General features: G+C 66.6%; 16 protein-coding genes and 1 tRNA gene. 13 read left to right on the forward strand and 4 right to left on the reverse strand.

The annotated features are described in order from the left end of the window. Positions 1-52: 52 nt before the first annotated feature. From ACXN5S_RS18420 to ACXN5S_RS18435, 4 genes are all read left to right on the forward strand, one after another. The gene (locus ACXN5S_RS18420; RefSeq protein ID WP_458606945.1) at positions 53-592 is read left to right on the forward strand and encodes a cytochrome b/b6 domain-containing protein; all 540 of its coding nucleotides are present in this window, start codon (positions 53-55) and stop codon (positions 590-592) included. Positions 593-594: 2 nt separating this feature from the next. Continuing rightward, on the forward strand, positions 595-1,164 hold the full coding sequence (locus ACXN5S_RS18425; RefSeq protein ID WP_458606946.1) for a helix-turn-helix transcriptional regulator: 570 nt from the start codon (positions 595-597) through the stop codon (positions 1,162-1,164). Positions 1,165-1,234: 70 nt separating this feature from the next. Then, positions 1,235-1,831, forward strand: a complete 597-nt coding sequence (locus ACXN5S_RS18430) for a lytic transglycosylase domain-containing protein (protein WP_458606947.1) — start codon at positions 1,235-1,237, stop codon at positions 1,829-1,831. Between the two features lie 15 nt (positions 1,832-1,846). Continuing rightward, positions 1,847-2,854, forward strand: a complete 1,008-nt coding sequence (locus ACXN5S_RS18435; protein ID WP_458606948.1) for a GSCFA domain-containing protein — start codon at positions 1,847-1,849, stop codon at positions 2,852-2,854. A 20-nt stretch (positions 2,855-2,874) separates the two neighbouring features. Here ACXN5S_RS18435 and ACXN5S_RS18440 read toward each other — a convergent pair. Then, positions 2,875-2,951: transfer RNA gene (locus ACXN5S_RS18440), tRNA-Ile, on the reverse strand. 67 nt (positions 2,952-3,018) lie between these two features. Between ACXN5S_RS18440 and ACXN5S_RS18445 the strand changes: the two genes are divergently transcribed. From ACXN5S_RS18445 to purN, 3 genes are read left to right on the forward strand one after another with little or no spacing between them, the layout of a single operon-like run. Then, on the forward strand, positions 3,019-4,047 hold the full coding sequence (locus ACXN5S_RS18445) for a GSCFA domain-containing protein (protein WP_458606949.1): 1,029 nt from the start codon (positions 3,019-3,021) through the stop codon (positions 4,045-4,047). 10 nt (positions 4,048-4,057) lie between these two features. Next, positions 4,058-5,101, forward strand: a complete 1,044-nt coding sequence (gene purM / locus ACXN5S_RS18450) for a phosphoribosylformylglycinamidine cyclo-ligase (protein ID WP_458606950.1) — start codon at positions 4,058-4,060, stop codon at positions 5,099-5,101. A gap of 17 nt (positions 5,102-5,118) precedes the next feature. Further along, positions 5,119-5,760: a phosphoribosylglycinamide formyltransferase gene (gene purN, locus ACXN5S_RS18455; RefSeq protein WP_458606951.1), complete on the forward strand. Its 642-nt coding sequence runs from the start codon at positions 5,119-5,121 to the stop codon at positions 5,758-5,760. A 6-nt stretch (positions 5,761-5,766) separates the two neighbouring features. Here the strand turns inward: purN and ACXN5S_RS18460 are convergent, their stop codons facing one another. After that, a complete protein-coding gene (locus tag ACXN5S_RS18460; protein WP_458606952.1) occupies positions 5,767-6,759 on the reverse strand; it encodes a Hint domain-containing protein in 993 nt (330 codons plus the stop codon). Between the two features lie 185 nt (positions 6,760-6,944). Between ACXN5S_RS18460 and rnd the strand changes: the two genes are divergently transcribed. The 4 genes from rnd to ACXN5S_RS18480 all read left to right on the forward strand — a co-directional run bounded on the left by rnd (position 6,945) and on the right by ACXN5S_RS18480 (position 11,013). Continuing rightward, positions 6,945-8,102 (forward strand): ribonuclease D, encoded by a 1,158-nt coding sequence (gene rnd, locus ACXN5S_RS18465; RefSeq protein ID WP_458606953.1) that lies wholly within the window; start codon positions 6,945-6,947, stop codon positions 8,100-8,102. Between the two features lie 107 nt (positions 8,103-8,209). Continuing rightward, on the forward strand, positions 8,210-9,307 hold the full coding sequence (locus ACXN5S_RS18470) for a type III polyketide synthase (protein ID WP_458606954.1): 1,098 nt from the start codon (positions 8,210-8,212) through the stop codon (positions 9,305-9,307). Beyond that, complete coding sequence (locus tag ACXN5S_RS18475) at positions 9,304-9,852, forward strand: isoprenylcysteine carboxyl methyltransferase family protein (protein ID WP_458606955.1); 549 nt, start codon at positions 9,304-9,306, stop codon at positions 9,850-9,852. The genes ACXN5S_RS18470 and ACXN5S_RS18475 overlap by 4 nt, the downstream gene beginning before the upstream one ends. 108 nt (positions 9,853-9,960) lie before the next feature. Then, a complete protein-coding gene (locus ACXN5S_RS18480) occupies positions 9,961-11,013 on the forward strand; it encodes an AI-2E family transporter (protein WP_458606956.1) in 1,053 nt (350 codons plus the stop codon). A 77-nt stretch (positions 11,014-11,090) separates the two neighbouring features. On the opposite strand, the gene ACXN5S_RS18485 is transcribed toward ACXN5S_RS18480, so the two are convergent. Both ACXN5S_RS18485 and ACXN5S_RS18490 read right to left on the reverse strand, forming a co-directional pair. Continuing rightward, entirely contained in the window at positions 11,091-11,300 is a 210-nt protein-coding gene (locus tag ACXN5S_RS18485; RefSeq protein ID WP_458606957.1) for a hypothetical protein, read from the reverse strand. Positions 11,301-11,303: 3 nt separating this feature from the next. After that, complete coding sequence (locus ACXN5S_RS18490; RefSeq protein WP_458606958.1) at positions 11,304-11,594, reverse strand: DUF2188 domain-containing protein; 291 nt, start codon at positions 11,592-11,594, stop codon at positions 11,304-11,306. A 30-nt stretch (positions 11,595-11,624) separates the two neighbouring features. Between ACXN5S_RS18490 and ACXN5S_RS18495 the strand changes: the two genes are divergently transcribed. Then, positions 11,625-11,990: a helix-turn-helix domain-containing protein gene (locus ACXN5S_RS18495; RefSeq protein ID WP_458606959.1), complete on the forward strand. Its 366-nt coding sequence runs from the start codon at positions 11,625-11,627 to the stop codon at positions 11,988-11,990. Positions 11,991-12,051: 61 nt separating this feature from the next. Then, the gene (locus tag ACXN5S_RS18500; RefSeq protein ID WP_458606960.1) at positions 12,052-12,552 is read left to right on the forward strand and encodes an ImmA/IrrE family metallo-endopeptidase; all 501 of its coding nucleotides are present in this window, start codon (positions 12,052-12,054) and stop codon (positions 12,550-12,552) included.

Here is a 12,552-nt window from a genome sequence, read left to right on the forward strand (position 1 = left end):
GCGCCGGGGAGACCCGGCGCCGACCCTTCCCTCATTCACACCGGAGGTCCCCATGACCCGCCGCAAGATCTGGGACCCGCTGGTCCGCATCTTTCACTGGTCGCTCGTCACCCTCTTCGCGCTCAATGCCTTCGTCACCAACCCCGAGCATGAGGCGCACCACCTGATCGGCTATGCCGTGGGCGGGCTGATCCTCGTGCGCGTGATCTGGGGCCTGATCGGCCCGATCCACGCCCGCTTTTCCGACTTTCCGCCCAGCGCCCGCGGCGCCTGGGGCCAGGTTGAGGAGATGGCGACGGGGCGGCGGCATGCCCATGCCGGTCATTCGCCGCTGGGCGCGCTGATGATCTACAACCTGCTCCTGACCTTCATCGTCATCGTCGCCTCGGGCTACGCCATGACGACGCTCACCTTCTTCGGCATCCGCTGGGTGAAAGAGGTGCATGAGATCGCCGTCACCTGGGCTGAGATCTCGGCACTGGCCCATATCGCCGCTGTGCTGTTCGAAAGCGTGCGGCTGCGCCTCAACCTTCCGCTCTCGATGGTGACAGGCTACAAGTCGCTGCCGGAGGGGGCCGGCCCGGGAGAGTGAGCATGCATGAAGCCGACGAGAGCGCCGCCGGCGCCGGCGCCGTCGCCCGGCCCGGCAGCCGGGCGGCCCGTCGCGAGACGGCCGGCCTTGCCCTGCTGATCGCCATTCAGGCCTTCTGCGCCCTGTGGTTTCTGCTCGATGTCGTCGGCGACCTGCGCAACCCTACACCGGGCGAGGCCGGCGCCTTCTTCTCGATCGAGGCGCTGACGGCGCTGGCGATGATCGTGGCCATCGGCGTGGAGGCCCGCCAGCTGCGCCGGCTGATCCTGCGCCAGCAACATCTCTCCCGCGCGCTCGACCTCGCCTCGGGCGCGCTCAACGACATTCTGGAGCGCTGGTACACCGAATGGGGCCTGACCCCGGCGGAACAGGATGTTGCGGGCTTCACCCTGAAGGGCTTCGAGCTTGCCGAAATCGCCCGCCTGCGCGGCACCGCCGAGGGCACCGTGAAGGCGCAGCTCAACGCCATCTACCGAAAATCCGGCCGTCAGGGGCGGGCGGCGCTGCTGGCGCTGGTGGTGGAAGAGCTGATGGGCGAGGGCGGCCTCGCCCCAGGCAGCCCCCGGCAATGATCTGCCTCCCCGCACCGCCGATCACGCGAAGGCGATTGGCGGAGCGCAGCCCGCCTGCTAGAGGAGATGCATGGAGAGACTGACAGGCATTCTGCGCGGCGGCCTTTTGGCAGCAGCGCTCATCACCGGGGGCTCGGCTGGGGCCGATACCCTCTCCACCATGTCCCGGGCCGATCTGCTGTCGAGCCAGCTATCCGTCCTCGATGGCCGCGCGGCGGATCAGTACCGCAATTCCAACCGCCTTCAGCCCGAACGGCCCGAGATCGCGATCAGCGAGAGCGTGCCGGGCTATATCGGCGCCTACAGCGGCCCCTACCTTGCGGTGGCCCGTGCCGCCGCCCAGCGCCACGGCGTGCCGGCGGATCTGTTCCTGCGCCTCGTGCAGCAGGAAAGCGGCTGGAACGCTGGCGCCGTCTCGGTGAAGGGCGCCATGGGCCTGGCCCAGCTGATGCCCGACACCGCGCGCGTCCTTGGCGTCGACGCCACCGACCCGGCGCAGAACCTCGAGGGCGGCGCCCGCTACCTGCGCCTGCAATACAATCGCTTCGGCAGCTGGCGCCTCGCGCTCGCCGCCTACAACGCGGGGCCCGAAGCCGTGCAACGCTACGGCGACATCCCCCCCTATGCCGAGACGCAGGGCTACGTCGTGGCTATCCTCGGTTCCTGAGAAAGCGCTGATCGCATGAACGATACCCCCAGAAACAGCGGCGCGCCTGTCCCCGCGAAGATCGTGTTCAAGCGCACCCGTCAGGCAGCCGATAGCCGCTGGCCCAAGCCGCCGAACCACGCCCGGCTGACGCCGGTGTGCCAGCCCGTCAGCCGGCCCGGCTTTACGCTCGAAGCCGGCGAGACGGTGTTCACCATGGGGTCTTGCTTTGCGCGCAATGTCGAAGCGCGGCTCGCCGAGAGCGGGTTCGACGTGCCGATGCGCTCGATCGAGGTGCCGCCCGAAGAGCTGCTCAAGTCCGACGGCCGGCCCAATTCTCTGGTCAACAAGTACACGCCGGTGTCGATGCGGCAGGAGATCGACTTTGCCTTCGGTCAGACCGATGGCAGCGAATTCCTAATCGAGAGTGAGAAGGGCTGGATCGACACGCAGCTGCACACCAACGTGCCCGTGTCGTTCGAACGTGGGCTGGAGCGCCGCGCCAGCCTGCGCCGTCTCTTCGCCGACTCGATTTCGAAAGCGCGGATCCATGTTCTGACGCTCGGCCTGATCGAGACATGGATCGATACCGAGACCGGGCTGCATCTCAACGAGATGCCGTCTTTGCAGATGGTCCGGCCGCACCCGGACCGGTTCATGTTCCAGGTGCTTCCGATGCAGGCCTGCGTCGACGCGGTCGACGGTGTGATCCGCGCGCTGAAGGAGAATGGGCGCGAGGACCAGAAAGTCGTGCTGACCGTCTCGCCAGTGCCGCTGCGGCGCACCTTCACCGAAGACGATGTCATCGTCGCCAACGGCTATTCGAAGGCGCTGCTGCGGGTAGCGGCCGAGCAGATGCGCGTGCTCCATGACCACGTCGATTATTTCGGCTCTTACGAGAGCGTCACGACCTCGGATCGCGGCTTCGCATGGAGCGACGATCTGATCCACCCGAGCTCGGCAATCGTGCGCGAGAACATCGAGCGGCTGGTGCGTGATTATGTCGCCCCTGCCGATCAGGCACAGACGACGGCTGCCGAGTAACCTGTGCATTGCGTTGGGCGTGGTAGGCCCGGAGGGACTCGAACCCCCAACCAAACCGTTATGAGCGGTCTGCTCTAACCAATTGAGCTACAGGCCCACGCCGCCATTGCCTACGGAGCGGCGCGGGGGCGGTCAAGCGGCGCCGGCGCGCCAGAAGGAGCACGATGAGTCCCTACCGGCTGTCGATGAGTGCCCCCGACGCCTTACGCCTCGCCCGCGACCGCCCGCAAAGCCGCTGGCCCTCTTCAGCACAGGCAGAGGATCGGCTTGCGCCCGACTGCCAGCCAACCTTCACACCCGGATTTTGCATCGCGCCGGACGAGCCGGTCTTCGCCGTCGGCTCGTGCTTTGCGCGCCATATCGAAGTGGCGCTGGCCGCGGCCGGGCAACCGGCGCCGATGCTCTCCTACGCGGTGCCCCCCGAAGAGCAGGCCCGCTTCGGCGCTGCCCGCCAGCCGGCGGGCCAGCTCAACAAGTACACGCCCGCCTCGATGTTGGAAGAGCTCACCATTGCGCTCGGTGGCGGCGAGGGTGGGCGGGATTTGATTGTTCCCCATGGCGACGGCTGGATCGACCTGTCGCTGAACGCGAACTACTCTGTCTCCCGTGAGCGGGCGGTGGCGCGCAGGGCGGAGGTTTCCGCCCTCTTCGCCGAAGCCATGCGCTCCTGCCGCGTCGCGGTCGTCACGCTCGGGCTCGTCGAATGCTGGCTGGATGAAGAGACGGGCCGCGTGCTGACCATCGCGCCGCCGCGGCAAGTCGTCGTCGCCAATCCCAAGCGTTTCACCTTCTTCCGCCCCGCCCCGTCGGAGGTGATCTCGCAGGTGGAGGCAGTGCTCCGGCTTATCCATGACGCGGGACCAGAGGGGCAGCGGACCGTTCTCACCGTCTCGCCCGTGCCGATGGCGCGCAGCTTTACCGGGCAGGACGTGTTGGAGGCGAACACCTATTCCAAGTCGCTGCTGCGTGTGGCGGCAGAGATGGCGCGCGAGCGGCTGGATTTCGTTGACTACTTCCCCAGCTACGAGTCGGTAACGCTCACCGACCGCTCTCGTGCCTATGGGCCGGATCGGATTCACCCCACCGCTGAGATTGTGGAGCTCAACGTAAGCCGGATGCTGGCGGCCTATCGACAGGGCCCTGCCGATTGCGCGGCGCCCACGGATCGGGTAGGCGCGGGCCCAACAAACTAGGGGGCACCTGATGGATCGCAGCAACGGCCTGTCCTACCGCGACGCGGGTGTGGATATCGATGCCGGCAACGCGCTGGTGGAGCGTATCAAGCCTGCCGCCAAGACAACGGATCGCCCCGGCGTGATGGCCGGGCTCGGCGGGTTCGGGGCGCTCTTCGATCTGAAGGCCGCGGGCTATGACGACCCGATTCTGGTGGCGGCCACCGATGGCGTGGGCACCAAGCTGAAGATCGCCATCGACACCGGAGTGGTCTCAGGCATAGGCATCGACTTGGTGGCGATGTGCGTGAACGACCTCGTCTGCCAGGGCGCCGAGCCGCTGTTCTTTCTAGATTATTTCGCCACCGGCAAGCTGGAGGTCGACAAGGCCGCAGCGATTGTCGAGGGCATCGCGGCGGGTTGCAAAGCCTCGGGCTGCGCGCTCATCGGCGGCGAGACGGCCGAGATGCCGGGCATGTATCACGGCGGTGATTTCGATCTCGCCGGTTTTGCCGTGGGCGCGATGGAGCGGGGCAGGGGCCTGCCCGATGGCGTGGCAGCGGGCGACGTGCTGCTCGGCCTCGCCAGCGACGGCGTGCATTCCAACGGCTATTCTCTGGTCCGCCGCATCGTGGAACAGACCGGTCTGTCTTGGGGCGATGCCAGCCCGTTCAGCGAGGGGACGCTCGGCGAGGCACTGCTCACGCCGACGCGCCTCTACGTTCGCCCGGCTCTCGCCGCCATCGCAGGGGGCGGCGTGCATGCGCTGGCCCATATCACTGGCGGCGGGCTGACAGAGAATGTGCCGCGCGTGCTGGAAGGCCATGGGGCCGAGATCGACCTGGGCGCCTGGCGCCTGCCGCCGGTCTTCGCCTGGCTGATGGATCAGGGCGGCGTCGCCGAGGCCGAGATGCTGCGCAGCTTCAACGCCGGGATCGGCATGGTGCTGGCTGTGGCGCCTGACGCGGCGGAGAGTGTGGAAGCCGCGCTGACCGAGGCGGGCGAAACGGTGTCGCGCCTCGGCCATGTCACCGAGGGCGAGGGCGTGCGCTACACGGGCACGCTGAGCCGGTGAGCGCTGCCGAGACCCCCGTGAGCCGATTGGTGACGCCAGAGCGTCGCCCGGCGCGGGTCGCCATCCTGATTTCCGGCTCGGGCTCCAACATGGTGGCGCTGGCCGACTCGATGAACGGCGGCCATCCGGCCAAGCCGGTGCTCGTCGTCTCCAACCGGTCCGACGCCGGCGGCCTGCAGAAGGCCGAGGCGCGCGGTATCCGCACCGCCGTCATCGACCATCGCCCGTTCCTTGGAGATCGCGCCGCCTTCGAGGCGGCGCTCACGGAACGGCTGGAATCGGCAGAGCCCGATGTCATCTGCCTCGCCGGCTTCATGCGGGTGCTCACCCCGGCCTTCATCGATGCCTGGTCGGGCCGGATGCTCAATATCCACCCCTCGCTGCTGCCGAAGTACCGGGGGCTCGATACGCATGCCCGCGCCCTCTCGGCCGGCGATGCCGAGCATGGCTGCACGGTGCATGAGGTGACGGCGGAGCTTGATGGCGGGCCGATCCTCGGGCAGGCGCGGCTGGCCATCGCGCCCGGCGAGACGCCCGATGAGCTGGCGGCGCGGGTGCTGCCGCTGGAACACCGGCTGTATCCGGCCGTCCTGCGCCGCTTTGTCAGCGGCGAGCGCAGCCCGCTCTATCTGAACGAGGCCGAGGCCCACAGCCCCTAGCCGGCCTCACGGCGCCAACAGCGCACCTTCCCAGGCCCGCAGGCCGGGCCGGGCGAGGGGCATGGTGCCCTCCTCCTCCAGCTCGGGGAAGATCGCCAGCAATTCGGCGCGGGCGGCATGGCTGAGCGAGGCGAGGGCGCCGGGGCCGAGATACAGGCTTTCTGCCGCCAGCCCTTCGGCGTGGAGTATTTCGTGTCTGTCCAGCGCCAGATGCACGTAAGTGATCTCGTCGCAGGGCAGGATGCGGATCGTCCGGTCGTTCACCAGATGCCGTGCCGCCACCAGTACCTCTGGCTGGCCGAACAGCAGCTCGGCCCGCCAGCCGCTGATGAGCAACCTGTGCTGCTGCGAGACGCGCAGGGCGCGGTCATTGCCCAGCGCCCCCTCGGCAATTTCCACCGGGGCCAGAGTGCCCCTGCCCGGCACGCGGGATTGGCCGGCCCAGCGCACAACCTGCAGCCCGCCGTCGCGCGTCATCACGCGGTCGCCCGCCGCAATCTCTTCCACCGGCCGCAGCCCGCCTTCTGCCGCGATCAGGGTGCCGGCGGCGAAGCAGGTCACGCTTGGCGGCTGCGAGGGCAGGCCGGAGAAGGGCAGTTGCTCGGCGCGCGGCGGCTCATAGCCCGGCCCGTATTGCATCGAGCCGGCGGAGACGCCGTTGAGGTCGATCACGTAGTTCTCGGGCGAGGTGAAGATCTGGTGCTCTTCTGAAGAGGCGCGGCCCTGGAACATGTCGTGCTGCGGGTTAAGCCGTGTCACAATCGGGTCAGCGGGCGGGTCGCTGTCAGGGTAGGGGTAGATCGAGACGAACTGGCCGTTGCTGAAGTCGTCCACCCCGTCGCCGACCTGGATAATCTCCAGCCGGTACACATCCTCCGGGCCGCCGAGCGGCTGGGTGCCGTTCAGTGTGACGGCCATGTCATCGCCGTTGCCGCCAGAGTTCAGACTGTCATAGGTGCCGATCTGATCGCCGGTCAGGTAGAGTGTTACGGTCGACATGCTGCCTCCTCGCTGCGGGCCCGTCAGATCGTGCTAATGCCAAGAGATTTCGGAACGATTGTGACCAGACCAAGAGAAGAAGCCGCCAATCCCCCGGCGATACCGGGGCAGAAGGACGCGCGCCTACGGCTTTTCAATGCGCAGCAATTCGCCTAAGCCGTTGCGCAAGCAAAGGCAGGACCCGAATGCGCGTTATTACAACAACGGCGGACCTGGCGGATTTTTGTGCCACCGCCGCCCAGTACCCCTATGTCACAGTCGACACCGAGTTCCTGCGCGAGCGCACCTATTACGCCAAGCTCTGCCTCCTGCAGCTCGCCCATCCCGGCGAGGGCGACGAGGGCGCCGTGCTTGTCGACCCGCTGGTCGAGGGGCTGAGCCTCGAGCCGGTCTATGAGCTCTTCCGTGACGAGAGCGTGGTGAAGGTCTTCCACGCCGCCCGGCAGGATCTGGAGATTTTCTGCGTCGCCGCCGGGCTGATCCCCACGCCGCTCTTCGACACGCAGGTCGCCGCCATGGTTTGCGGCTTTGGCGAGCAAGTGGGCTACGAGACGCTGGTGCGCAAGATCGCCAAGGCCGAGGTCGACAAGTCGTCTCGCTTCACCGATTGGTCGCGCCGCCCGCTGACAGAGGCGCAGCAGCGCTACGCCCTCGCCGATGTCACGCATCTGCGGGTCATCTACGAGAGCCTGTCCTCCCGGCTGGAGAAGACCGGCCGCAAGGCCTGGGTCGAAGAGGAGATGGCGGTGCTCACCGACCCCGCCACCTATCGCACCGAGCCGGAGGATGCCTGGAAGCGCGTGAAGACCCGCACCCAGAGCCCGAAGTTCCTCGCCATCGTGCGTGAGCTCGCCGCCTTCCGCGAGGCCTATGCGCAATCGCATGACGTCCCGCGCAACCGTGTGTTCAAGGACGATGCGCTCGTCGAGCTGGCCTCGACCAAGCCGCGCAGCGAGAAGGATCTGTCGCGCTCGCGCCTGCTGCTGCGCGAGGCCCGTCGCGGCGATATCGCCGAGGGCATCATGGCCGCCGTGGGCCGCGGCGTGGATTGCCCGGCCGACCAGCTGCCGCGCGTCGACCGCGCCCATGAGCAGCGCCAGGTCAATCCGGCGCTGGCCGATCTGCTCCGCGTGCTGCTGAAGGCGCGTGCCGAGGATTCCGATGTGGCGCAAAAGCTCATCGCAAATTCGGCCGAGCTCGATGCCCTCGCCTCGGGCGAGCGCGACCTGCCGTGCCTGGCCGGCTGGCGGCGTGAAGTCTTCGGGGCCGAGGCGCTGAGCCTGTGTGCCGGCGAGCTGGCGCTGGCCGCCAAGGGCCGCAGCGTGGTGACCATCCGCATCTGAGGCTGCCGCCGGGCACCTCGCACGGGATCTTGAAGCCGCCCTGGCGGGTCACGCCGAAGCACCGGGCTACATCGCTCGGGGTACCCCAGCGTGATTGGTGAACCCTCGTGACCTATCAAGACCCCAAGCCGGTGCCGCTCCGGTGTGCCGCCGGCGCTGCCCCGGTCTCTCTTCTTGGCCTGGCAACTGCTCTTGCCCCCAATGTCCTTGAGCAGACCGACGTGGTCGCCCGGGCCCGCGAGCTGCTGGCCCCGCGCTACCCGCAGTTCAACCGCCTCGCCCCCGCCTTCGACAACGCGGGCATCGAGCGGCGCAGCTCCGTCGTGCCGATGGAATGGTTCGGCCAGGGCCACGGCTGGAAGGCCCGGAACGACGCCTATCTCGCCGGCGCGCTCGACCTGTTCAGCCGGGCCGCGCGCGGGGCGCTGGAGGCGGCAGACGTGGCGGCCTCCGAAATCGACATCATCGTCACGGTCTCCTCCACCGGCGTCGCCACCCCGACGCTCGAGGCCCGCGCCGCCGCCGAGATGGGCTTCCGCCCCGATGTGCAGCGCGTGCCGGTTTTCGGCCTCGGCTGCGCCGGCGGCGTCTCTGGCCTCTCCATCGCGCGAGACCTCGCCGCCGGCCGGCCCGGCGCGCGGGTGCTGATGGTGGCTGTCGAGACCTGCACCGTGCTCTTCCGCATGGATCGGCTGGAGAAATCCGACATCATCGCCACCGCCCTCTTTGGCGACGGCGCCGGAGCGGCCGTTCTGGGCAGCGGCGCGGCGGCAGAGCGCACAGGCGCGCCGCAGATCGGGCAAGGGGCGCAGCACATGTGGCCCGATACGCTCGACATCATGGGCTGGGATGTGGACGACACCGGTCTCGGCGTGATCTTCGACCGCTCGATCCCCGCCTTCGCCACCGAGCAGCTCGCCGCCGCCTATGCCGCTGCCGAGCCAGCCTTGGGGACGGCCGCCGTAGACCGGATGGTCTGCCACCCCGGCGGCGCCAAGGTTGTGACGGCCATGGAAGAGGTGTTCCGCCTGCCCGAGGGCAGCCTCGACATCGAACGCGAGGTGCTGCGCGACGCCGGCAACATGTCGGCCCCGACGGTGCTGTTCGTGCTGGAGCGGGCCCTGCAACGCGGCACCTCTGGCCAGCTGCTGCTGGCGGCGCTCGGCCCTGGCTTCACGCTGTCGCTTCTGCCGGTCAGCGCATGAGCCTCTTGCCCTCCGCCGCCTTCATCGCCTTCCTCATCGTCCAGCGCCTGGGCGAGCTGGTGATCGCCCGGCGCAACACGGCCCGGCTGATGGCGCGGGGCGGGGTGGAGCATGGGGCGGCGCATTATCCGCTGATCGTGGCGATGCACAGTGCCTGGATCGCCTGCATCGCGCTCTTCGGCTGGGGCGCCGCGGTCAGCCTGCCCTGGCTCGCCGCCTTCGCCCTGCTGCAAGTCCTGCGCGCCTGGATCCTCCTCAGCCTCGGCGGGCGCTGGACGACGCGCATCATCACCGTGCCCGAGCCGCCCGTTCGCCGCGGCCCCTACCGCTGGATCTCGCACCCGAACTACGCGCTGGTGGTGGCGGAGATCGCCGTCGCGCCCATGGTGCTCGGCCTCACCTGGGTCGCGCTGCTGTTCACCGCCCTTAACGCCGCGATCCTCACGATCCGCATCCGCGCCGAGAACCGGGCCTTGCGCGAGATCGGGGCAGGGGGCGCGCAATCCGGGCGCCCGGGCGGCGCCACTGCCGAAACAGCGGGCTGAGCCGCTCCGCCGCACGCCCTTAACGCCGCCGCAGGCCGCCCTGCGATAGACCCTCCCTCGTGCCCATGCCATCATGGGCTCGCTTGCGTGACGAGGAGAGGCGGCTTGATGTTGAAGACGGACATGAGCCTGCGCAATCTCACCTACGCCACCGCGCTCACCTTGATGGTGGGCTGGCTGCTCTGGGTTGGCCGGCCGGTGCTGCTGCCGATCATCGCGGCGCTGATCTCTGTCTACATCCTGCTCGCCGCCGCCCGCAGCATGGACAGGGTGCCTGTCCTCCGCCGCTTGCCCGCCGTGGTGCAGCACCTGCTGGTGCTCATGATCTTCACGCTCGGCGTGGTGCTGTTCTTCATCCTCATCATCAACAACCTCGCCCAGGTCGCCGGCGCCCTGCCGCGCTACGAGGCCAATCTCGAGGCGCTGGTCACCCGCACCGTCGGCCTCTGGGGCATCGAGGATGAGCCGACGTGGGAGAATGTGCGTACCGCCACCCTCGACCGCATCGACATCGGCTCGCTCATCACGCCGACGCTGCTGTCGCTGCGGGGGCTGGGCACGATGCTGTTCCTCATGGTGCTCTACGCCGCCTTCTTCATGGCCGAGCGCAACGGCCTCGCCCGCAAGGTGGTGATCGCCGTCGGCAGTGAGGAGGATGGCGCGCGCACGCTGCTGCTCCTGGAGCGGATCAACGAGCGGATCGGCAGCTACCTTCTGGTGAAGACGACGCTGAACGTCATCCTCGGCGCCATCTCCTTCGTGCTGATGCTGCTGTTCGGCATCGAATACGCGCTGTTCTGGGCGGTGCTGATCGCCTTTCTCAACTACATCCCCTACATCGGCTCGCTGGTGGGGGTGATCTTCCCGGTGCTCTTGAGCCTGGCGCAATTCGGCGAGCTGGGGCTGTCGATCCTCGTGGCCTTGGCGCTGACGACGGCGCAGGTGTTCGTGGGCTTCTACCTGGAGCCTCGGATGATGGGCCGCGCCTTCAACCTCTCGCCCCTGGTGGTGCTGCTGGCCCTGGCGTTCTGGAGCACCCTTTGGGGCATAGCCGGCGCCGTGCTGGCGGTGCCGATGACGGCGAGCCTGGTGCTGGTGTTCGCAGAGATCCGGACGACGCGGCCGATCGCGGTGTTGTTGTCGGGGAGTGGGCGGGTTTGAGGGGCTACCTAATATAGAATTAGGCGCAACTCAGAATGAGCTGCGCCTAATCCATCCCCCCAAGTGGGCCACGGTTATTAATTTCCAAGCCGCTTATTCATGCGAGCCATGCTGTTGGCATCTCCGGTAAATTGGAAACCCCTGCTGGTTCGCTGAACACGAACGCCTGACGCCGAAGCAGCTTGGCGAATTTTGCGTTCGTATTCGTCTTTCAGGTCTTTGTTGAGCGCCGCCGTCAAAGATCTGCCGTTGGTGTATGTGCGTCCTTTATATTTGAAGCTGATCATCGATTACCCTTTCGGCGGAAAGGGATCTTTCCCATGGCTGTCTGCGTCACGGAAACGACCATCTCGGCCTTGAATGCGCAGCTCCGATTGTTGGTTTCGGGCGATGCCCCTTGCGAAGCCAATGGCATCGCGCTGCGTGTCGAATTCGCGCGTGAGGCGTTGATTGCCCTCACCACGAACTCCCCAGGCATCGCCGTGCCGGACCACGTATTGATTTTTTCCCATTGTCGTATTTCCTTGTGTTTCACTTTGGGATAAGGGTTGCAAGATCGCAACGACTACCTTGTTGCGCATGTGGCAGGAGATTGCAAGAGTGAAATCTTCATGAAGGAACAGTTTCTCAACGATGCCTTTTTCCAGGCATTGGACGCTAGGCGCCTCGCATCGGGGCTGACTTGGCGAGCGGTGGCTGATCAGGCCAACGTGAGCGCCTCTACGCTTACACGCATCGCTCAGGGCAAGCGCCCCGACGTGGATACGTTGGCGGCACTCTGCAAATGGTCGGGTTTGAGTGCCGACCAGTTCATTGGCTACGTGGAAAAGAAACCCGCCGAGCCTTTGGCAGAGATTGTGGGGCACCTGCGCGCTGACAAGCAGTTAACACCTGAGGGTGCTCGCGCTATTGAAGCGATGGTCAAAGCTGCCTATGTCCAATTCAGGCGGGAGAGAGAGGTTGGCGAGGACTCCTAGCAAGTTGCGTCGTGGCTTTGTTTCTGAATCGCACCGTTGGTCTGACGATCTGCGCCGCGAGATGGAGATTGATCTCGACCAGCCATTGTGCCCGTGGGCACTAGCTCAGCATCTTGCTGTCCCAATAATTGGGCTGAGGAGCCTACCTGACTGTGATGAGCGGACGGCTCTCCTGGGCAAGGTAGCTGGGCATGACTTTTCAGCAGCAGCGTGCTTCGATGGATCCGCCGCTTTTGTCTTGCTGAACGATGGTCACGACCCGAAGCGTCAATCTTCCGATATCGCGCACGAATTAGCGCACATCATACTTCGCCACCCGCCATCAAACCCCTTCGGTTCTGATGGAACGAGGGCCTTCTTACCGGAGCATGAAGCTGAGGCAGAACGGCTAGGTCCTACTCTTCTGTTGTCCGATTCGGCCGCTTTACGCGCCTACAGTTTGATTGAAGGCTCTAGATTCACCATCACCGAGCTTTCTGAGATGTGGACCATTACTGAACAAGTCATCCAAATGCGGATCAACCTGTCTGGCGCGAAGAAGCGTAGGTTGCTCGTTACCTAG

Source organism: Pseudoroseicyclus sp. H15 (assembly GCF_054353345.1).